At 61.7% G+C, this 18390-nt stretch carries 19 protein-coding genes and 1 pseudogene; 10 read left to right on the forward strand and 10 right to left on the reverse strand.

Annotated elements, in window-relative coordinates; genetic code table 11:
* Nucleotides 1-136 precede the first annotated feature (136 nt).
* Both ABWL43_RS12610 and metE read left to right on the forward strand, forming a co-directional pair.
* Nucleotides 137-742, forward strand: a complete 606-nt coding sequence (locus ABWL43_RS12610; RefSeq protein ID WP_404487954.1) for a LysE family translocator — start codon at nt 137-139, stop codon at nt 740-742.
* A gap of 98 nt (nt 743-840) precedes the next feature.
* Nucleotides 841-3129: a 5-methyltetrahydropteroyltriglutamate--homocysteine S-methyltransferase gene (metE, locus tag ABWL43_RS12615; protein ID WP_404487955.1), complete on the forward strand. Its 2289-nt coding sequence runs from the start codon at nt 841-843 to the stop codon at nt 3127-3129.
* A 79-nt stretch (nt 3130-3208) separates the two neighbouring features.
* Here metE and ABWL43_RS12620 read toward each other — a convergent pair whose 3' ends face one another.
* Nucleotides 3209-4243, reverse strand: coding sequence for a HoxN/HupN/NixA family nickel/cobalt transporter (locus tag ABWL43_RS12620; RefSeq protein WP_404487957.1), 1035 nt, complete (start codon nt 4241-4243; stop codon nt 3209-3211).
* A 118-nt stretch (nt 4244-4361) separates the two neighbouring features.
* Between ABWL43_RS12620 and ABWL43_RS12625 the strand changes: the two genes are divergently transcribed.
* Nucleotides 4362-4913, forward strand: a complete 552-nt coding sequence (locus ABWL43_RS12625; RefSeq protein ID WP_404487958.1) for a DUF924 family protein — start codon at nt 4362-4364, stop codon at nt 4911-4913.
* Here ABWL43_RS12625 and ABWL43_RS12630 read toward each other — a convergent pair.
* Nucleotides 4910-6343, reverse strand: coding sequence for a hypothetical protein (locus tag ABWL43_RS12630; protein ID WP_404487960.1), 1434 nt, complete (start codon nt 6341-6343; stop codon nt 4910-4912). The two genes, ABWL43_RS12625 and ABWL43_RS12630, sit on opposite strands and share 4 nt — an antisense overlap.
* 174 nt (nt 6344-6517) lie before the next feature.
* Here ABWL43_RS12630 and yfcF point away from each other — a divergent pair, with 174 nt between their 5' ends.
* Nucleotides 6518-7150 carry a glutathione transferase gene (yfcF, locus tag ABWL43_RS12635; RefSeq protein ID WP_404487961.1) on the forward strand — a complete coding sequence of 211 codons (633 nt, stop codon included), beginning with the start codon at nt 6518-6520 and terminating at the stop codon, nt 7148-7150.
* 4 nt (nt 7151-7154) lie between these two features.
* On the opposite strand, the gene ABWL43_RS12640 is transcribed toward yfcF, so the two are convergent.
* Nucleotides 7155-7400: a hypothetical protein gene (locus ABWL43_RS12640; protein ID WP_145164489.1), complete on the reverse strand. Its 246-nt coding sequence runs from the start codon at nt 7398-7400 to the stop codon at nt 7155-7157.
* Nucleotides 7401-7543: 143 nt separating this feature from the next.
* Here ABWL43_RS12640 and ABWL43_RS12645 point away from each other — a divergent pair, with 143 nt between their 5' ends.
* Nucleotides 7544-8188, forward strand: a complete 645-nt coding sequence (locus tag ABWL43_RS12645) for an ATPase (protein ID WP_404487963.1) — start codon at nt 7544-7546, stop codon at nt 8186-8188.
* 46 nt (nt 8189-8234) lie between these two features.
* The gene (locus tag ABWL43_RS12650; RefSeq protein WP_145164486.1) at nt 8235-8576 is read left to right on the forward strand and encodes a hypothetical protein; all 342 of its coding nucleotides are present in this window, start codon (nt 8235-8237) and stop codon (nt 8574-8576) included.
* 132 nt (nt 8577-8708) lie between these two features.
* Here the strand turns inward: ABWL43_RS12650 and ABWL43_RS12655 are convergent, their stop codons facing one another.
* Both ABWL43_RS12655 and ABWL43_RS12660 read right to left on the reverse strand, forming a co-directional pair.
* A complete protein-coding gene (locus ABWL43_RS12655) occupies nt 8709-9455 on the reverse strand; it encodes a creatininase family protein (protein WP_404487965.1) in 747 nt (248 codons plus the stop codon).
* A gap of 30 nt (nt 9456-9485) precedes the next feature.
* Entirely contained in the window at nt 9486-10199 is a 714-nt protein-coding gene (locus ABWL43_RS12660) for a murein L,D-transpeptidase catalytic domain family protein (protein ID WP_145164484.1), read from the reverse strand.
* Nucleotides 10200-10238: 39 nt separating this feature from the next.
* Here ABWL43_RS12660 and ABWL43_RS12665 point away from each other — a divergent pair, with 39 nt between their 5' ends.
* Nucleotides 10239-11825 carry a murein L,D-transpeptidase gene (locus ABWL43_RS12665; protein ID WP_404487967.1) on the forward strand — a complete coding sequence of 529 codons (1587 nt, stop codon included), beginning with the start codon at nt 10239-10241 and terminating at the stop codon, nt 11823-11825.
* A gap of 54 nt (nt 11826-11879) precedes the next feature.
* Here ABWL43_RS12665 and ABWL43_RS12670 read toward each other — a convergent pair whose 3' ends face one another.
* The gene (locus ABWL43_RS12670; protein WP_404487969.1) at nt 11880-12419 is read right to left on the reverse strand and encodes an AAA family ATPase; all 540 of its coding nucleotides are present in this window, start codon (nt 12417-12419) and stop codon (nt 11880-11882) included.
* 42 nt (nt 12420-12461) lie between these two features.
* Entirely contained in the window at nt 12462-13502 is a 1041-nt protein-coding gene (locus ABWL43_RS12675; RefSeq protein ID WP_404487970.1) for an alginate lyase family protein, read from the reverse strand.
* Nucleotides 13503-13611: 109 nt separating this feature from the next.
* Between ABWL43_RS12675 and dapF the strand changes: the two genes are divergently transcribed.
* Together dapF and ABWL43_RS12685 are read left to right on the forward strand one after the other, a co-directional pair.
* The gene (gene dapF / locus ABWL43_RS12680) at nt 13612-14412 is read left to right on the forward strand and encodes a diaminopimelate epimerase (RefSeq protein ID WP_404487971.1); all 801 of its coding nucleotides are present in this window, start codon (nt 13612-13614) and stop codon (nt 14410-14412) included.
* A 51-nt stretch (nt 14413-14463) separates the two neighbouring features.
* A complete protein-coding gene (locus tag ABWL43_RS12685) occupies nt 14464-15669 on the forward strand; it encodes a YgcG family protein (protein ID WP_262208634.1) in 1206 nt (401 codons plus the stop codon).
* A gap of 4 nt (nt 15670-15673) precedes the next feature.
* Here ABWL43_RS12685 and ABWL43_RS12690 read toward each other — a convergent pair.
* Together ABWL43_RS12690 and ABWL43_RS12695 are read right to left on the reverse strand one after the other, a co-directional pair.
* Nucleotides 15674-15964, reverse strand: a pseudogene (locus ABWL43_RS12690) (methyltransferase); the annotation flags it as partial.
* 118 nt (nt 15965-16082) lie between these two features.
* Complete coding sequence (locus tag ABWL43_RS12695; RefSeq protein WP_404487973.1) at nt 16083-16577, reverse strand: DUF1543 domain-containing protein; 495 nt, start codon at nt 16575-16577, stop codon at nt 16083-16085.
* A 106-nt stretch (nt 16578-16683) separates the two neighbouring features.
* On the opposite strand from ABWL43_RS12695, the gene ABWL43_RS12700 reads away from it, so the two are divergent.
* Complete coding sequence (locus tag ABWL43_RS12700) at nt 16684-17505, forward strand: aldo/keto reductase (RefSeq protein ID WP_404487975.1); 822 nt, start codon at nt 16684-16686, stop codon at nt 17503-17505.
* Between the two features lie 54 nt (nt 17506-17559).
* Here ABWL43_RS12700 and ABWL43_RS12705 read toward each other — a convergent pair whose 3' ends face one another.
* The gene (locus tag ABWL43_RS12705) at nt 17560-18075 is read right to left on the reverse strand and encodes an Hcp family type VI secretion system effector (protein WP_106577823.1); all 516 of its coding nucleotides are present in this window, start codon (nt 18073-18075) and stop codon (nt 17560-17562) included.
* Nucleotides 18076-18390: the final 315 nt, after the last annotated feature.

The raw sequence follows: 18390 nt of genomic DNA on the forward strand, positions 1-18390 counted from the left end.
GCAGCGTCCCACGCAGGCTGCAGCATGGTCATGGCGTGGTTCGCCCACCAGGCGCAACGCTGAACCACAAACGTACAAGATTCAGCGCAAAGCGCCTCAGTAGACTCGCCGGACTTCTTCTACGGCAGGTTTCTCCATGGACATTTTCCTCTACGCCTTTAGCGTCATGTACAGCCCGGGCCCTGTGAACCTGATGGGGCTGAACGCCGGGCTTACCGGCAAATTCCGTCGCTCCAGCGGGTTCTACTTCGGTGTGGGCTGCGCGATGCTGTTGATGTTCGTGCTGTTTGGCTACACCGGCGAGGCGATCATTTCCCAGGCGGCGCTGCCGTATATCTCGCTGGTCGGCGGGGTGTACACGCTGTACCTCGCCTATCAGGTGTTCACTGCCCGCACGGTGGTTGAAGAAACTTCAAGCACGCCCGGCAAGGCCCTCACGTTCTGGAATGGCCTGGTGATTCAGTTGCTCAACCCCAAGGGCATCGTGGCGGTTTTGCCGATTACCAGCGTGATGTTGCCGGCGGCGCATATCACCGGCGCGTCCATTGCCGGGGTTTCGGCTTTGCTGGGGCTGGGCGCGGTCGGCGCGCCGTGGGTGTACGCCTTGTTGGGCGCCATGTTAGGACGCAGGATCAGTGGGGCGGCGGCGTTCACGTGGTTCAACCGCTGCATGGGACTGGCGTTGGCGGCGTGTGCGTATTTCATGTTTCACGCGTTCTATCTCCACGTCGCTTCAATATGAGCAGATCTTGTGATCATCTGGAATAGAATGAGTTTGTCTCACGATGAGTGGGTGTCGACAATGGCTGCCATCAAATATCGACATTGGAGTTGTAAGTCATGGCAGTCGCTCATTCCCTGGGATTTCCGCGCATTGGACGCGATCGTGAACTGAAAAAAGCGCAGGAAGCGTTCTGGAAGGGCGAACTCGACGAAGCCGGCCTGCGCGCCGTTGGCCGTGACCTGCGCAACACTCACTGGGCGTTGCAGAAGCAGGCCGGCATCGAGCTGTTGCCGGTCGGCGATTTCGCCTGGTACGACCAGGTCCTGACTCATTCCTTGATGTTCGGCGTGATCCCTGAGCGCTTCCGCCCAGCCGACGGCCAAGCCACATTGCACACGCTGTTCGGCATGGCCCGTGGCGTCAGCGACAACTGCTGCGGCGGTGCCCACGCCCAGGAAATGACCAAGTGGTTCGATACCAACTACCACTATCTGGTGCCTGAATTCAGTGCTGACCAGCAATTCCAGCTGGGTTGGGAGCAGCTGTTTGAAGAGGTCAAGGAAGCCCGTGACCTGGGCCACAACGTCAAGCCGGTCGTCATCGGCCCGCTGACCTACTTGTGGTTGGGCAAGGCCAAGGGCGGTGACTTCGACAAGCTTGACCTGCTTGACCGCCTGCTGCCGCTGTACGGCCAGATCTTTCAGCGCCTGGCTGACCTGGGCGTTGAGTGGGTGCAGATCGACGAGCCGATCCTGGTTCTGGACTTGCCGCAAGACTGGAAAAACGCTTTTGAGCGCGCCTACAACCTGATCCAGCGCGACCCGCTGAAAAAGCTCGTGGCCACCTACTTCGGTGGTCTGGAAGAAAACCTCGGCCTGGCCGCCAACCTGCCGGTCGATGGTTTGCACATCGATCTGGTGCGTGCACCGGAGCAGTACCCGACCATTCTTGATCGCCTGCCGGCTTACAAAGTGTTGTCCCTGGGCGTGGTCAATGGCCGCAACGTCTGGCGCTGCGACCTGGAAAAAGCCTTGGCGACCTTGCAGCACGCACATGAAAAGTTGGGTGATCGCCTGTGGGTGGCGCCGTCCTGCTCACTGCTGCACAGCCCGGTCGACCTGGGCCGCGAAGACACGCTGGATGCCGAGCTGAAGAGCTGGCTGGCCTTCGCCGTGCAGAAGTGCGCCGAAGTGGCGGTGCTGGCCCAGGCCGTCAACGCGCCGCAGGCGTCGAATGTACGCGCCGCGTTGGCGCAGAGCCGCGCCGTGCAAGCAGCCCGCGCGGCTTCAACGCGAATTCACAAACCTGCCGTACAAGCCCGCGTGGCGGCGATCACCGCCAAGGACAGTCAGCGCCAGTCGCGGTTTGCCCAGCGTATCGAGCAGCAACGTGCCGGCCTGAACCTGCCGCTGTTGCCGACCACCACCATCGGTTCGTTCCCGCAAACCGCCTCGATCCGCCTGGCGCGCCAGTCGTACAAGGCCGGCAAGTTGAGCGAAGCCGAGTACGTCGAAGCGATGCACAGCGAGATCAAGCACGCCGTGCAAGTGCAGGAAAACCTCGGCCTGGACGTATTGGTGCATGGCGAAGCCGAACGAAACGACATGGTCGAGTACTTCGCCGAACAACTCGACGGCTACGTGTTTACCCGCTTCGGTTGGGTGCAGAGCTACGGTTCGCGCTGCGTGAAACCGGCGGTGATCTTCGGCGACCTGAGCCGCCCCAAAGCCATGACCGTGGAGTGGATTCGCTACGCCCAAGGCCTGACCAGCAAGGTGATGAAGGGCATGCTGACCGGCCCGGTGACCATGCTGATGTGGTCGTTTGCGCGCGAAGACGTGAGCCGCGAAGTGCAGGCGCGTCAACTGGCGCTGGCGATTCGTGACGAAGTGGTTGACCTGGAGGCGGCCGGCATCAAGATCGTGCAGATCGACGAAGCGGCGTTCCGTGAAGGCTTGCCGTTGCGCCGGGCGCAGTGGCAACACTACCTGGACTGGGCCACTGAAGCGTTCCGCCTGTGTGCCTGCGGCGTGCGTGACGAAACCCAGATCCACACGCACATGTGCTACAGCGAGTTCAACGATGTGATCGAGTCCATCGCGGCAATGGACGCCGACGTGATCACCATCGAGACGTCGCGCTCGGACATGGAGTTGCTGGACGCGTTCGAAGCGTTCGCGTACCCCAATGACATCGGCCCGGGCGTCTACGACATCCACTCGCCGCGCGTGCCGGATGCGTCGGAAATGGCCAACTTGCTGCGCAAGGCCGCCCAGCGGATTCCGGCCGAGCGCCTGTGGGTCAACCCGGATTGCGGTTTGAAAACCCGCGGCTGGCCGGAGACAGAAGCGGCGTTGGTTCATATGGTCACCGCGGCGCGTCAACTGCGCGCTGAGCTGGCGTAACGCGGTTTAAACATGTGGGAGGGGCTTGCCCGCGATTGCAGTGTGTCAGTCCCGAATGTGGCTGACCTGCTTCTCGACTTCAGGCGAGCCGGTCGAAGCCCTTCAAGCGGTACAGCAACACCGACGCCGCCCAGCTGGCGACGAAAATCCCGATGATGATGTAGCCGAGCATCCCGAAGCTGTCGTTCAGGTTGCCGATAAAGCCCCAGAAATCACCCTTGAGCTCCAACTGGTCGGCAATCAGCCCCAGCGCCTCGATGCTGCCGATGATCACCGCCACGACCACCGAGACCAAGGTAATGCTCATGTTGTAGTAGAGCTTGCGCAGCGGCTTCATGTACGCCCAGCCGTAGGCGCCGAGCATCAAGTGGCCGTCCAGCGTGTCAACCAGCGACATGCCGGCGCTGAACAGCAGCGGGAACACCATGATCGACCATGGCGATAAGCCCTGCGCCGCCTGCGTGGCGGAGATGCCCAGCAGGGCGATTTCGGTGGCGGTGTCAAACCCCAGGCCAAACAGAAAACCCAGCGGGTACAGGTGCCAACTGCGGCTGATCAGGCGAAACAGCGGGCGGAAGATTCGCGCCATGAAACCGCGGTCGGCCAGCAGCAGGTCGAAATCCTCTTCGACGTAAGCGCCGCCCTCGCGCACGTGGCGCCAGGCCTTGTAGATCGACCGCAGGATGACCAGGTTCATCAGCGCGATCACCAGCAAGAAGACCGCCGACACGGACGTGCCGATCACACCGCCAACCGCCTTGATCACCTCGACATGGGCGGCGGTAAGGGCCACGCCAATCGAGGCCAGCACCACCACCGACGAATGCCCCAGAGAGAAAAAGAACCCCACCGCCACCGGGCGTTTCTGCTCTTGCATTAGCTTGCGGGTGGCGTTGTCGATGGCGGCAATATGATCGGCATCCACCGCGTGGCGCAGGCCGAAACTGTAGGCGAGCAGGGCAGTGCCCAGTAACACGGGGTGCTGATGAAACGCCACCAGCGCCCAGAGCCAGGCGCCGACGTTAATGGCGACCAAAATGCCGTAGATGCCAAACAGCTTGGTGCGCACGTGGCCATTGGAATCACTGAAAACCTGGGCAAGACGGTGGATCATCCGGTAAACCCTATGTGCGATGGCACGACCGCTGCGAAGCCGGAGCGGCTCCAGAGCGGAAACTTAATGGATTCTGCCGGCGTCAATGATGAAATCTGCAAGCCAATGGGAGGTAATGATGTCGAGCATCAACGGGCAACCGGCCGAGGCGGTGATCGAGTTTTGGAAGCAGGCAGGCCCCAAGCGCTGGTTCGCCAAGGACGACGCGTTTGACGCGGCCTTTCGCGACACCTTCCATGCCACGCATATGCAAGCGGCCCGGCGCGAACTGGAGGGCTGGCTGGATTCGGCACACGGCGCGCTGGCCTTGCTGATCCTGCTGGATCAATACCCGCGCAATGCCTTTCGTGGCACCGCGCACATGTTTGCCACCGACCCGCTGGCGCGTTTGTACGCGCGGCGGATGGTCGATGCTGGCCTGGACCAATTGATCGAGCCCGAGCTGCGGGCGTTCTGTTATTTGCCGTTCGAGCATTCGGAAGACCCCGCCGATCAGCAGCGCTCGTTGGTGCTGAACCAGCAGCTGGATGCCAGCACCTACCATTGGGCCAAGGAGCATGCCGCGATCATCGAGCGGTTTGGGCGCTTTCCACACCGTAATGAAGTGTTGGCCAGGGCCACCACGGCGCAAGAGCGTGAGTTTCTCGATAAAGGCGGTTTTGCCGGCTAAGCCTGCGTCAGGCTTTCCTTGGCGCGCGCCGGGCGCAAGCGCCGCAGGCCCTTGAGGTCGACGGCCCAGCGCAACGCTTCGGTGGCTGACGGACGCGGGCCCTGGTTGATCGCGTGTTCATCCGTGGAGAGCGCACCGAGGTAACCTTGGGCGCCGCCGCGCTCACTCCAGTAGTGGGTGTGGCTGAGCCATGAGCGGGCGAGCCAGCCTTTGCGCGAGCCCACGGTCACCGGCAAATCCAGCACGCCTGCGCCCATCACCGGGCTGACCGGGCCCGCGACGATGTCGCCAAACAGGCCATAGGGCGCGGGAAAATAGAGGTTGGTCCAGCGCGTCACTGCAAATGCCGCCGCGTGGTGCAAATACTGGGGCGTGAAGGGTTTCTGGCCGAGCATCACCGGATGACGGGCGTTGTAGCCGTAGCCTTTTTCGTCCTGAGTGGGCGGGCAGGCGGGGGCTTCGCGGCGCTCCATGCGTTTTTGGAAGTCACTGACACTGCGCCCCAGCAACAGGCTCGCGTGGGCCATCGGGCTGCCGACGGTTACCAGATCGGTAATGCGCCATGGGTTGCCCAGGCCGCGCTGCTCGATAAAGGCTTCGGTCTGCTGCTCGCGAAATTTCAAAATGCTGCTCAGGCTGCCGTCAAGCGCGGCGCCGGCGTTGGGCAGCGCGTCCTTGATGACCGGTTGCAGCGCTTCGTGATTGGCATAACGGCTGGCGAGTTCGCGGTTGCTGGGGATGACTTGGGTCAGCTGATCGTGATGTTCGTGCCACAGATAACCGACGATGTCGTAGGCGATCACGCTGCCCAAACTGTGGCCGACCACGATGATGCGGTCGTAATCGCCTTTGTTGTGCAGGGCCCGCAGCAATGCCACGCCGTCGGCGCGAATCTGCTCGCGCACCACCACGTTCTGCGGGTTGGGGCTCAGGTAACGGGCGGCGTCGCCCAGGTAGGACAGGGCCGAGTAACGCAGTGCCAGACCTATAGCGCCGAGCAGCAACGGCACCAGCGCGAAGGGGTTGTCGCTGTGATCGAACTGGCCCCAGGCCGTGGCGAGGGTGCCGCTGGCGATCAGCAGCAACAGCAGCATCACCGTCCAGCGCGTGGTGCGCCAGATCGGCACGATGGCGTCGGGAATATCGCGGCGTGGGCGCTTGAAGATGTCCCAGAGCCAGCCGAGCAGGTGGCCGACTTTGGTGCCCTGCATCTTGTGGGCCCAGTAGTACTCGTAGAAATCCGTGCTGGTGCGGCCGGACGACTTCAAGACGCGCAGGTCGAAATTGCGTGACAGCCGATCCGGCTTGCTCCAGTAGAAGGGCGTGCCGTCGGGCGTGTCGGCGGGAATCATGGCATCCACAAAGCCATGCAGGGTGTCCATCGGGCGTTGCTCGCCGATGCCGTGTATGACGACAACTGCTTGTTTCATAAGCTGATCGTTCCTTGAAAGCTTCGAATGGCGGGGCGTTTTCGCAAACTAGCGAATCGATGTGATATTGCCACTATCGAGGCTATTCCCGCCAGGAATGCCCCCATAAAAAACCGCCATTGTCTTTATTGCCCCGCCTCTCGTAGCGTGGGTGCTCACCCAAGGAGACCTGCCATGCACCCACGCCCGTTACGCCTCTATGTGGATTCCCAGTTCACCAGCCCCTACGCGATGTCGGTGTTTGTCACCCTGCGCGAAAAAGGCCTGGCGTTCGACATGCTCACCTTGGACCTGGACACCGCGCAAAACCAGACGGCGGACTTTACCCAATTGTCGCTGACCCAGCGTGTGCCGACGTTGGTGGAAGGCGAGTTTGCCCTGTCGGAATCTTGCGCTATCACTGAATACCTGGAACAGGTCTATCCCGAAACGCCGGTGTACCCGGCTGACCCACAGCCGCGGGCGAGGGTGCGGCAGGTTCAGGCGTGGTTGCGCAGTGATTTGCTGGCGATCCGTCAGGAGCGCTCGACGCTGGTGGTGTTTTACGGGCAGAAAATGCCGCCGTTGTCGCCCGCCGCCGAAGCGGCCGTACGCAAGTTGTTCAGTGCGACGCAGGCGCTGTTGGCCGGCAACCCACCGTACCTGTTCGGCGAGTGGTCGATTGCCGACCTTGACCTGGCGGTGATGCTCAATCGCCTGATCCTCAACGGTGACAGTGTGCCGGCCGAATGGGTGGACTACGCGCAGCGCCAATGGCAGCGGCCGTCAGTGCAGGCATGGGTCAACCTGCAACGCCCAGCGCTCTAAGGGTTTACATCCATTCCTGGGACACGCGCCGGTCGAGGTCTTCCCAGTCCGCCATGCCCAGCACTCGGGTGGTGTTCAAGCCCCGCAGGTAGCCGCGCAATTGCTGGGCGCTGGCGTAACGCTGGTCGGCGTCGGCGGCCTCGTCCTGCAGCACGTCTTCATAATCGACCAGGTAATCGGCGACCCGCTCGCGAAACTCCGGCAGTACGGCTTCGCGGATGCGGTCGAAGGTTTTCTGGTGGGGCTTCATGGCGTGGTCCTTATAGTTTTATAGAGGTCGGGAGACGCGACACTATCGGTTCAAATGATAGTCACCATCAAGCATCGCAAGTTCTGTTTTTATGCCAAAAGCGCAGAATCAGCGCATCGAGACGCTGATCAAGGAAATGCGCGATGAGGACGATTATCCAACTGGGTTTAATGATGCTGATGTTCGGCAGTGTGGTTCTGACCAGCCCGGCATTTGCTGATGATCTGCCTACGGGCCATTTGCTGCCACTCGTCGGTAGCGTAGACTCCCTGCAGCGCGCGCAGTCGGTGGGTGTGTTGTACAGCGAAAACACCCGCGACAACCTCAGTTACCTTGAACGCTACCACGCCATGGCCATGAACGGCGCCAGGGATGCCCTTGACGGGCGCATCCGCGAGGCGTTCGTCAACAGCTCCGACCCGGAACTGGCGATTGATTGGCTGATGAGTTCATTGCAGGGCACGTTTCGCATCGTCACGGTCTACAGCAGCCTGGATGAGCTGGTGCAGGCTCACCCGGATGTGGTGGTGATGCTCGATACCCATAACCAATTGCTGACCCAGCGTAACGATCAGGTCGAGGCGCGTTTTGTGGCGCGGTTCTATGACGCCGACCTGCAATACATTGCCAAGGCTGAAGGCTCGGTGCACAAACAGGTGCCGTCGGTATGGGTGCATGACAAGGCGGCCCCGGACATTGCCGCGCAGATTGAACAACAGCGTGATGTACAGCTCGATGCCTTGAAGCAGTTTGATGCGTCGCTAAAGGCCCTGGTCCGCGCGGGATGACGCGCGGATCGTTGTGAACCCTATTTGGTTATTTTCAGGAATGTTTATGCGCTCTTTTTTCGTCCCGGCCCTGGCTTTTGCTTCGTTGTTGCTGACCGGTTGTATCACTGCTCCCAACGCTCCAAGCTTGACCCTGCAAACCGACAAAACCCCTGAAGGCTATGTGCAGTGCGTAGTGCCCAAGCTTGAAAAACGCGGCATCACCTCGACGGTGACGCAGAACTCGCGCCACGCCAAGGTGGTGTTGACCAGCAAGATTGCAGCCGATGATGTGCTGGAGGCCTACAAGTCCCAGGACGGCACCAAGGTGTTCCTGTACGAGCGCAAGCCACTGGCCTCGGCGATCAAACCGTCGCGGCTGGAGCTGGCGGCGCAGGACTGCAAATAATCCAGGCACGCCTGAGGGTTTGAATGTGTGGGAGCGGGCTTGCTCGCGAAGGCGGCGTATCAGTCGATACATTTATTGACTGATCCACCGTTTCGCGAGCAAGCCCGCTCCCACATTTGCGATGGGCCTGGCCTAGGGCTTTGCTTCGCTGCTGAAGGTGTTCACGGTCTTGACCAACCCCTTGGCTGCCAACGCCACCAACTCACCGCCTTTTTCCACCGTCGCCAGCGCCGGGTCCGAACCCATGCGCCCGTCGGGGAAGCGTGCGCGGAAGTCCAGCGCTTCGCGGATCGGCCCGGTATTGGCGATTTGCGGAGAATACTTGGCGGACTTGATCGATTGCGGGTACGCCCACTGCGTCACCGCAATTTCTGACGGCGTGGCATGGCTGCCGTGGCCCACCGGAAATTGGCGTTGAGCCAAATCGTGCACGCCTTCCAGGTCCCACCAGTTCACCAGCTTGAGCGCGAAACCGGCGGGGCGGCGGGCAAAACTGGCTTCGGCGTACAGCTCGGAAAACGCCGCTTCAATCGTGGCGATATTGCCGCCGTGGCCGTTCAGGAACAGGATCTTCTCGAAACCGTGCCCGGCCAGCGAGCGCACCCAGTCGCCAATGGCGGCGATAAAGGTGGAAGGGCGCAGCGAAATGGTGCCGGGAAAACCCAGGTGGTGCTGGGCCATGCCGATATTGAAGGTCGGGCCGATCAGGATGTCGGCGTTCTTCTGCGCCTCGTGGGCGATGATCTCCGGGCACATCCAGTCGGTGCCCAGCAGGCCGGTGGGGCCGTGTTGTTCGTTGGAACCGATGGGAATCACCACCGTGCGGCTGCGTTCCAGAAACTGCCCGATCTCGATCCAGGTGGAGGTATGTAGAAGCATGCGGCGCTCTCTTTTATCTGTGGGGACAGGCTAACCACCACGGATTGTACGACTACTCGCCACTTGTTGGGGTTTGCAGTTCAGATACGTCGATGACTTCAACCAGCGCTGGTCCGGGTACCAGGAAAACATGAACTGCCCATCCTTGAGTTTATCCACCACCTGGCGCGCCACTTGCGGGCGCACCGCCGGGCAACCCTGGCTGCGGCCGATGCGGCCTTCGCGCTTGCTCCACGCCGGGTTGACGTAGTCGGCGGCATGAATCACCAGCGCACGGTCGCGTGCCTGGTCATTGAAACCGGGCTCCAGGCCGTCCATGCGCAACGAGTAGCCGTGGGCGCCGAGGTAACTTTCCTGGGTGCGAAACAAGCCCAGGCTGGACTGATGGCTGCCTTCGAGATTGGAAAATTGCGTGGCGAAGTTTTCCCCGGACTTGGCACCGTGGGCCACCAGGTCGCGCAACACGAGGGTCTTTTTGCGCAAATCGAAAATCCATAACCGACGGGCGGTCGAGGGTTGGGAGTAGTCAATAACCGCTAGGCGCTCTGACCGTTCCTCGCCGTTATTGACCGCGCACTGCACCGCGCTCAGGGCGCTTTTCAGTACGGCGGGATTGAGTTCTGGAGCCGAGCGCGCCAGGCTGCTATACAAGTTAGGAGGATTCCCATTGGCGGCGAGCGCAAAATTGCTCAACGTTGCCAGCGTGACGGTGATCAAACCGAAGCGACACATAAAAGTCAGCATCTACAAAGCGTCCCCCGCTGTGGATTGGAGCCAAGTCAATTGTTCAAAAAACACGCATGTTACTTGAGCATTTGCCTGCTCGTTGCACCACTGGTCGCGACGGCTGATGAGCTGCCGATGGGCGCCGTGCCGGTTATTTCCGTCAGTCCGGTGCAACAGGCCCTCGCGCAGTTGCCCAGTGTGTGCCCCAGCCTCGCCCCGCAGATCGACGCCGCAGCCCTGGCGCGCCTGCAGGCGTTCTATCAGCAGCAGGGTGATGGGCCGCTGTGGTCTGGCGAAGAACGCCGCCAAGCCTTGCACACCCAGTTGCTGACGCTGGCCGACGACGGCCTGGACCCCAGCCACTATAGTCTGCCCACGGCGGATGCCACGGCCAACGTGCTGTGCAGCGACATCGACATCAGCCGCCAGTACCTGCAAGCCCTGCAGGATTTGCATTACGGGCGCCTGCAGCAATCGCGCTTCGAACCGTTGTGGCATTCCCAGCCACCCGCCCGAGACCCGAATACCGACGTGCTGGCCTTCGCCGCCGCCGGCCTGCAAGACATGGCGCAAGCCTTTGACCAGGCGCGGCCCAGCGCCGATCTGTACCGCAGCCTGCGCAATGCCTATGCCGCCGTGCGCCTGCAACCGTTGCCGCATTGGGACCCGGTTGCCAGCGGGCCACTCTTGCGTCCCGGCATGGAAGACCCGCGCGTGCCGGAACTGGCGCGGCGCCTGCACAGCGGTGGCTACCTGGCCAAAGTGCCCAGCGGCACTGGCAAGCAATACCGCGACGAGCTGGTCAAGGCAGTCAAGGCCTTTCAGGCCAGCCACTCGTTACAGGCCGACGGCGTGATCGGCGCCGGCACCGTGGCCGAACTCAACATCAGCCCGGCGATGCGCCGCGACCAACTGCGTATCAACCTGGAGCGCTTTCGCTGGCTCGCCCAGGACCTTGAGCCTGAAGGCGTGCTGGTCAACGTCGCCGCCGCGCAATTGAGCGTTTACCAGAGCGGCATTCCGGTGTGGCAAACCCGCCTGCAAGTCGGGCGCGCGGAGCGTCAGACGCCGCTGCTCAAGTCGCGCATCACCCGGCTGACGCTGAACCCCACCTGGACCATCCCGCCCACCATCATGCGCGAGGACAAGCTCCCGGCTATCCGTCTGAACCCCGAATACCTGCGCCAGCAAAACCTGCAAGTGCTTGACGCCCAGGGTCACCCCCTGGCGCCCGATCAAGTCGACTGGTCGCGCCCCGGCAACATTCTCCTGCGCCAGGAGGCCGGCCCGCGCAACCCATTGGGCAAGATCGTGATGCGCTTTCCCAACCCGTACTCGGTGTACCTGCACGACACACCCAGCCAACCGTTGTTCACCAAAGGCCCACGGGCGTTCAGTTCGGGGTGTGTGAGGGTGGAACAGCCGTTGTTGCTGCGTGACCTGCTGGTGAGCCCGGCCGAACGCGCTCGCACCGATGAACTGCTGGCAACCGGCGTGACCCATGAGTTCAGGCTCGCCACGCCGGTGCCGGTGTTGCTGGGGTACTGGACAGTCGAGGTCGATCGCCAGGGCGGCCTGGTCTACGCGCCGGATATTTACGGGCGCGATCCAGTGTTGATGAAGGCGATGGGAGCAGTGCTTTAAAAAATGCCACCTACGCAGGGCGAGGGCGCTTGACCAGGTTGGACTGCGCGGCCGTCACATCTTTAGCGCCCCACCGGGCGCCAGCGCATTCGCCTCGGGTTTGAGGTGCGCCAGGATCAACGCCACCGCCTGATCTGCTGTCACATGGGCGGTATCGACCGTCAGTGGCTTTTGATCCCAGGCCTCATATTCATGCGCCGATACGGACCGCCAGTCGGGCGGAGTCAGGCCGGGAATATCCCCCGCACGCTGTTCAACACGGCGTTGATGTTCTCGCTCATCAGAGCAAATCACCAGGATATCAACCCACGCGGCGCCTGCTTGAATCGCCACTGCTTTCCACGCCTCGCGGCTTTCCCTGACCGGGTTCACACCGTCTGCGACGACGGTGTGCCCCAAGCGCAAATTGCTCAACGCCAGCGCATTGGCCACGCCGTAGCCGCTGGCACCTACGCCTTGCGCTAACACGCCCGCGTCCCGAAGCGCCTGTTCGATCACATCGATGCGCAAGTAGGCGGCACCGGTCTGGCGCGCCAGTTGGCTGGCAATCGTGGTCTTGCCGGTGCCGGGCAGGCCGCTGAATACAACAAGCATGGTCAATCCCTTGAAAGAGCAACCCGGCCAGTCTAGCCGCGCTTACGGCAAATAGCAGGCACTGATCCAATCGGCCGGGTGGGCGGCCAATTGCGTCGCCACAGGCAGGTAGCGCTTGTCCAGTTGCGCCGCCAGCCAGAACAGCGTGGCGCTGCTTTTGGGCTCCCAGGTGCCGCTGTAGCCGGCTTCGCCCACCCCGGCGCGGTCCTTGTCGAATTGCACGTGGGTGTGCACGAACTCCTGGTGGCTGCGCTGGCCATTGGCATAGGGCACCAACCAATCGAGGGCGGCCCTCAGCGACGCGCCATTGGCCTTGAGGTTCAGCCAGTCGCCGCCGTAGGGCTTGGCCGCCAGGGCAGCTTGCACCAGAGGCTCAAGGTCGTAGACCACGTAGTGCAGGGCATCGCGGTCGTGAAAATCGGTGACCGAGCCATCGGGCAACACATTGTCGGCGATCTGCTGTTTGAACACCTGGTGGGCTTGCTCGAGCATCGTCCGGTCGCCCAGTGCAGCGGCGGCCACCGTGATCAACTTGACGCGATGGCTTTGCCAGTTGTTGGTTTGCGTGCCTTTGTTCTGGCCGTGGAACTGCTGGATACGCGCGAGGTAGCCGTTACCCAGATCACTGATCAAGCGGCGGCTGGCTGCGCGGGTTTCCAGGCGCAGGTTATCGGCAGTCAGCGCATAGGCATTGATCAGCTGGTCGAGGTTGGTTTCGTCAATCGGGTTGAAGTCCGGTTGATACACATCGGCCCAGGCGCCAAGGTAGTCGTCGACTTGCCTGAGGTAACGCGGGTCGCCGCTCAACCGCCACGCCAGCGCGGCCTGGCGCATCACCGGCCAGTCTTTTTCGGCGGCAATGCTTTGCTCGCGAATGCCGTGGTGGGGCAGTGTGCCTTCAGTGTGCACATGGGCCAGGGGGTTGGGACGGTCAGCCAGGTGCCGTTCTGCGGCAGCGAGCAGCGCCTTGGCCGTCGACTTCGAGGCGCTCGGCTGGCACAGGCTGGGAGGCTGGGCGGCCGCCAGGGTCGGGTGGGAAAACGCGAGCAGCAGTGCGGTCAAAGCGAAGAGGTTTTTTTTCATGGCGGACTCTGCCGGATCAAAACGCACACACGCTAACATGCGGTCGAATCGGTCTGGATGAAACTGCCGTATGCTCACCCTCCCATCGCGCTCACCGACCGGACAGCCCATGACATTGCCCTTTGTGAAGATGCATGCCCATGGCGATGATTTCATCATCATCGACCGCCGTGGCCAGGACGACCCGATCACCGCGCAGGTCGCCCGCCGTCTGGGCGACCGCCACACCGGCATCGGTTTCAATCAGCTGGCGGTGATCCTCGACGGCGTTGACGCCGCCGCGCGTATCAAATTCTGGAACCCCAACGGCACGCCGCTGCAAACCTGCGGCAGTGCCACGCGAGGTGTCGCCGACCGCTTGATGTACGAAGCCGGCACCGATTCGATTGTGCTGCGCACCGACCGTGGCCTACTGACGTGCGTACGCGCGGCGGGCCAGCGGGTGTCGGTGGACATGGGCGCGCCGTCGCTGGAGTGGTCGTCAGTACCGCTGGCCGCCGCCATGCAGACCCTTCTCTTGCCGATCAAGGGCGACCCGGCGGCGTGCAGCATGGGCAACCCGCACTGTACGTTTTTTGTCGATGACCTCGCCGCCATCGACGTGGCAGCCGTAGGTCCTGCGCTGGAAACTCATGCGCTGTTCCCGGCCGGGACCAATGTGCATTTCGTGCAGGTGCTTGACCGCGCGCATATTCGTCTGCGCATCTGGGAGCGCGGCGGCGGCGTGCCGCTGGGTTCCGGTTCGTGTTGCTGCGCCGCGGTGGTCAACGGGATCCGGCGCGGCCTGCTGGATGACACGGTGCAGGTGCAGTGCGACGGCGGCACGGTCACGGTGCAGTGGGACGGGCAGGGCGGTGTGGTATTGACCGGCAGCGTGCAGCCGATCATGCAGGGCACGGCCTACGTGTGAACGTGTCAATAAGGTAAAGTCGCCTTCAGGATGAAACTTCAGGTATCAAACATGATGGCGATGCTGCGGCAATCCGTGTTGAGTCTACTGGCGCTGATGTTCATCGGCCTGCTGAGCACTGCCCAGGCGCAGACCTCGCCCATCGGCGTCGCCCTCGACCAGCGGGTGATCGACCTCACCAATACCCTCGACGCCAGCATCACCACGCGCCTCAAAGACCAACTCGCCGCCCTTGAACAGCGCAAAGGCGCGCAAGTCGCGGTACTGCTGGTGCCCACTACCGGCGGCGCGAGTATCGAGGATTATGCCAATCAACTGTTCCGCGCCTGGAAGCTGGGGCGCAAGGACGTCAACGACGGCATCCTGCTGGTGGTGGCGAAAGACGACCATACGGTACGCATCGAGGTGGGCTATGGCCTGGAAGGCACGGTCACCGATCTGTTGGCCCATCGCATCATCGAAGAACACATCACGCCGGCGTTTCGCCAGGGCGACTACGCGGGCGGCGTGCAACAAGCGGTCAATGACTTGACTGTGCTGGTGGACGGCGGCGACCTGCCAGAGCAGGCCGCGCCGCAGGTTAACCCGCAGATCATCGCAGTACTGCTGGCATTTATCGCGGGCGCCATCGGCGGTGTGCTGATCGCTGCCGGCAAGCTGCACTGGCGCCGTGCGCTGATCGCCACCGTCGTGGTGACGGTGTTGCTGACGATTTATGCCGGCGGTCATGAGTGGCCGCTATACCTGCTGGTACTTGCGCTGACCCTGCTGATCGGCGGCGCCACGTTCGGCGCCCTGTGGCTGGCGCGCGCGGTGTTTTACTGCGTGGTGGGCGCGCTGGCGTATATCGTCGGGTTGCTGGTGGTGGACCACTTTGTGGCGGTCAACTTCGTACACTGGCTGGCGTTGCCGTTTGGCGGCGCCTTGGTGCTGGCGTTGTACGTGGGGCTGTTCTTCGTCATCCGCGAGTCCTGGAAGACCAAACCACGCTTTTTTTTCGTGCGTGCGTTGGCCGTCGCGGCGGTTTATGTGGCGGTCGGTTTTATGCTTGGGCACGGCTACCAGGGCTGGATCCTGGCGATACCGGCGGCCTCGGTCGTGGCGTTCATTGTCTTTATCCAGAGCATTTCCGATGGCGGCTCGGGGTCGGGCGGAGGGTCTGGTTCGAGTTCCGGCAGCTCCGGTTCCAGCTCCAGCAGCAGCTCGTCCGGTGGCGGCGGTTCCAGTGGCGGCGGTGGTGCGTCGGGCAGTTGGTAAGCCGTTAGCGCGGCTTGTAGCCCACCCAGCCCTTGAAACTGAAGCCGGTATAGAACAGCTCCACGCCTTCGAAGCCGGCTCGGCTGATCAAGGCAGCGTCCTCCTCGGGAGACAGCACCGGCAATTGTGCGCTGATCGCCGCTATCGCCCGCTCGGCATCCGCCGCGGGCACGCCGGAGTCCACGGCAAACGCGGCGTAGCGTTTCAACCAGCGGGCCTTTTCCTGCGCTGCCTGCGGGAAACTGTGGTGTGCCACGATCAGCGGCGCGCCCGGCAATACGGCGCTGAACAGGGCGATAAAGGCTTTATGCATGGCGGACCCACCTTGAATTGTGCGTGTTATCAGGTCGGGACTGATTGCACTGTCAGGCAGGTCGAGGGTGGGCGCCATACCCCGTTCGGGTAGGGATAACTCAGGGCAGCACGATGTAGTCGTTCTGTTGCAGAATCGGCTTGTGCGAACCTTGCACCAGGTGCAGGTAGCGACCGTCGACCAGGTCGATGGGCAGGCAGTCGTCAATATCCATCACGCCGTCGGTATGGGCCTGGGACCAATGGCGCAGCATCTGCTGTTTCCCCTTGCTCTTCGCTTCCTTTTTGTCGCGGGCGACCACCAGCAAATAGTGATGGGCTTCGCCAAAAGCGTTGGCTTCGTAGCCGCCCAGGTTGATGAAGTACAGATGGTGCGCGCCGGCAGGCGGGGCCAGGTGGCTAAGTTCAACTTTCCAGCCATCAACGCCATCCACTGCCATCCAGGAGTCGATGTGCACACCCTTGGGGCTGCCAAACCAACCATCGCGCAATTGCGGGTAGGTGTCTTGCAGTGTGTTCGCTACAGCGAACACCACATCGTGAACTTCAATTCTGGCCCGCGGGTGCTTGCCCCCGAGCATCACGACAAACAGCATTGCAGGTCCTTCCTGGCGACTTTTCAGAGGGCAACCATACTTCGATTGAACCCTTTTGTCCGCCCAATGCCACATTGTTAATCCGCGAACTCATCAGGAGGTTGTCATGCGCACCATCGATCTGGCCGGCGTTCCCGTCCCTGTCATCGGCCAGGGGACCTGGCGCATGGGTGAAAACCCGGACCGGCGCAGCGCCGAGGTCGCCGCGTTGCAGTTGGGTATCGACGAGGGCATGACTCTGATCGATACCGCCGAAATGTATGGCGAAGGCGGGGCCGAGGAAGTGGTCGGCGAAGCCATTCGCGGTAAACGTGATCAGGTGTTCCTCGTCAGCAAGGTCTATCCGCACAATGCCAGTCGCAAGGGCGTGCCCCGTGCCTGCGAAGCCAGCCTGCAGCGCCTGGGTACCGATTACATCGACCTGTATCTGTTGCACTGGCGGGGCCAGTATCCCCTCGAAGAAACCGTCGAAGCCTTCGAAACATTACGTCAGGCCGGCAAGATCGGCCGTTGGGGCGTCTCCAATTTTGACGTGGCAGATCTGCAGGAACTTGCATCCCCGGCGTGTGCAACCAACCAAGTGCTCTACAACATCGAAGAGCGCGGTATCGAGTTCGACTTGCTGCCATGGTGGCAACAGCACCATTTGCCGCTGATGGCTTACTGCCCGATCGCCCAGGGGGGTGAGTTGTTGTCCAGCCCGACGCTCAAGCAGATCGCCCGTCGCCATCAGGTCACGCCCGCTCAAGTATCCCTCGCCTGGGTGTTGCGTCAGGACGGCGTGATCGCAATTCCCAAGGCTGTTACGCCCGAGCATGTGCGGCTCAACGCCGGTGCCGCGAACCTCAAGCTCGATGAGCACGATCTGGACGCGATCGACCGCGTGTTCGGCGCACCCAAGCGCAAGCATCCGCTGGCAATGGTCTAGCCAACCAAGCAGGCGCGGCGCCGTCCCTGGCGGCCGCTTCTGCCTGAGCCGATGTTAGCCGGCTACCGGACTACGCCAGTCGTCCGAGCCTGAAGTGCCGGCGACTTCGTGGGTCCAGACGATCTTGCGGTAAGTGAAATACACATCCTCCAAATGGGTGAAATGAGCGTTGTCCGGGTCCTGGCAGTTGGGCATCCGCGATTGAATGTCCACGATGGTTGCGCCTTCCAGTTCGGTGGTGAAGTAATGCTCCTGGGTGCCAGCCGAGGAGGTACGGAACCATTCCAGTCGACATGACACTTCTTCACCCGTGGTCAGCGCGCTGAAGAGCAGCGGTGAGGACTTGTCGAAGACCTTGCTGACCATCAGCGGCTTATGAACCCTTTGGCCGGTCGGCTGGCCCGATTGTGGGTCGCGGGGAATGATCACCTGGTGGGCAAACGCCTGCACGAGGATCTGATCCTCATGACCTTCCTGATAAATATTGCCTACCGAGTCCTGAGTAAATGTGCCTGCCGTGATCAAGCCTTGCTTGACACCGGTGATAGTGAGGTACGCGGGTGTTGGCATGACTGGTTTCCTTGCCTGATTGAGTAGGTAATCCCGACGGCGTGTTTGCCAGCGGGTAATTGCCTATAACAAAAAGCGTGCCTGAAATAATGAGAGTCAATGGAATAAAGGGGTTGGGGGAGTTGTTAGTTTAAATATATAAAAGTTGTCGTCGGTTGGCGCTATTTTCGTGCCGATGTTTGCGCGAGTGTGCGCAGTTAGTTGCTCATGCTGTTTTATTAATGAGTACACGGGGGCGCAAGGTATTCGGTTTTATCAATGCGCTTGAAGTGCGCAAATAGCTGCGCAGGCCCGTTTTTATTGGCTTTGTAGGAA

This window comes from Pseudomonas sp. HT11 (assembly GCF_044875395.1).
GTDB lineage: Bacteria > Pseudomonadota > Gammaproteobacteria > Pseudomonadales > Pseudomonadaceae > Aquipseudomonas.

Excerpts from the sequence above, each read along its gene's own strand:
- ABWL43_RS12610 (WP_404487954.1), top strand. The coding sequence starts at position 137 with ATGGACATTTTCCTCTACGCCTTTAGCGTCATGTACAGCCCGGGCCCT.
- metE (WP_404487955.1), top strand. The coding sequence starts at position 841 with ATGGCAGTCGCTCATTCCCTGGGATTTCCGCGCATTGGACGCGATCGT.
- ABWL43_RS12620 (WP_404487957.1), bottom strand. The coding sequence starts at position 4,243 with ATGATCCACCGTCTTGCCCAGGTTTTCAGTGATTCCAATGGCCACGTG.
- ABWL43_RS12625 (WP_404487958.1), top strand. The coding sequence starts at position 4,362 with ATGTCGAGCATCAACGGGCAACCGGCCGAGGCGGTGATCGAGTTTTGG.
- ABWL43_RS12630 (WP_404487960.1), bottom strand. The coding sequence starts at position 6,343 with ATGAAACAAGCAGTTGTCGTCATACACGGCATCGGCGAGCAACGCCCG.
- yfcF (WP_404487961.1), top strand. The coding sequence starts at position 6,518 with ATGCACCCACGCCCGTTACGCCTCTATGTGGATTCCCAGTTCACCAGC.
- ABWL43_RS12640 (WP_145164489.1), bottom strand. The coding sequence starts at position 7,400 with ATGAAGCCCCACCAGAAAACCTTCGACCGCATCCGCGAAGCCGTACTG.
- ABWL43_RS12645 (WP_404487963.1), top strand. The coding sequence starts at position 7,544 with ATGAGGACGATTATCCAACTGGGTTTAATGATGCTGATGTTCGGCAGT.
- ABWL43_RS12650 (WP_145164486.1), top strand. The coding sequence starts at position 8,235 with ATGCGCTCTTTTTTCGTCCCGGCCCTGGCTTTTGCTTCGTTGTTGCTG.
- ABWL43_RS12655 (WP_404487965.1), bottom strand. The coding sequence starts at position 9,455 with ATGCTTCTACATACCTCCACCTGGATCGAGATCGGGCAGTTTCTGGAA.
- ABWL43_RS12660 (WP_145164484.1), bottom strand. The coding sequence starts at position 10,199 with ATGCTGACTTTTATGTGTCGCTTCGGTTTGATCACCGTCACGCTGGCA.
- ABWL43_RS12670 (WP_404487969.1), bottom strand. The coding sequence starts at position 12,419 with ATGCTTGTTGTATTCAGCGGCCTGCCCGGCACCGGCAAGACCACGATT.
- ABWL43_RS12675 (WP_404487970.1), bottom strand. The coding sequence starts at position 13,502 with ATGAAAAAAAACCTCTTCGCTTTGACCGCACTGCTGCTCGCGTTTTCC.
- dapF (WP_404487971.1), top strand. The coding sequence starts at position 13,612 with ATGACATTGCCCTTTGTGAAGATGCATGCCCATGGCGATGATTTCATC.
- ABWL43_RS12685 (WP_262208634.1), top strand. The coding sequence starts at position 14,464 with ATGATGGCGATGCTGCGGCAATCCGTGTTGAGTCTACTGGCGCTGATG.
- ABWL43_RS12695 (WP_404487973.1), bottom strand. The coding sequence starts at position 16,577 with ATGCTGTTTGTCGTGATGCTCGGGGGCAAGCACCCGCGGGCCAGAATT.
- ABWL43_RS12700 (WP_404487975.1), top strand. The coding sequence starts at position 16,684 with ATGCGCACCATCGATCTGGCCGGCGTTCCCGTCCCTGTCATCGGCCAG.
- ABWL43_RS12705 (WP_106577823.1), bottom strand. The coding sequence starts at position 18,075 with ATGCCAACACCCGCGTACCTCACTATCACCGGTGTCAAGCAAGGCTTG.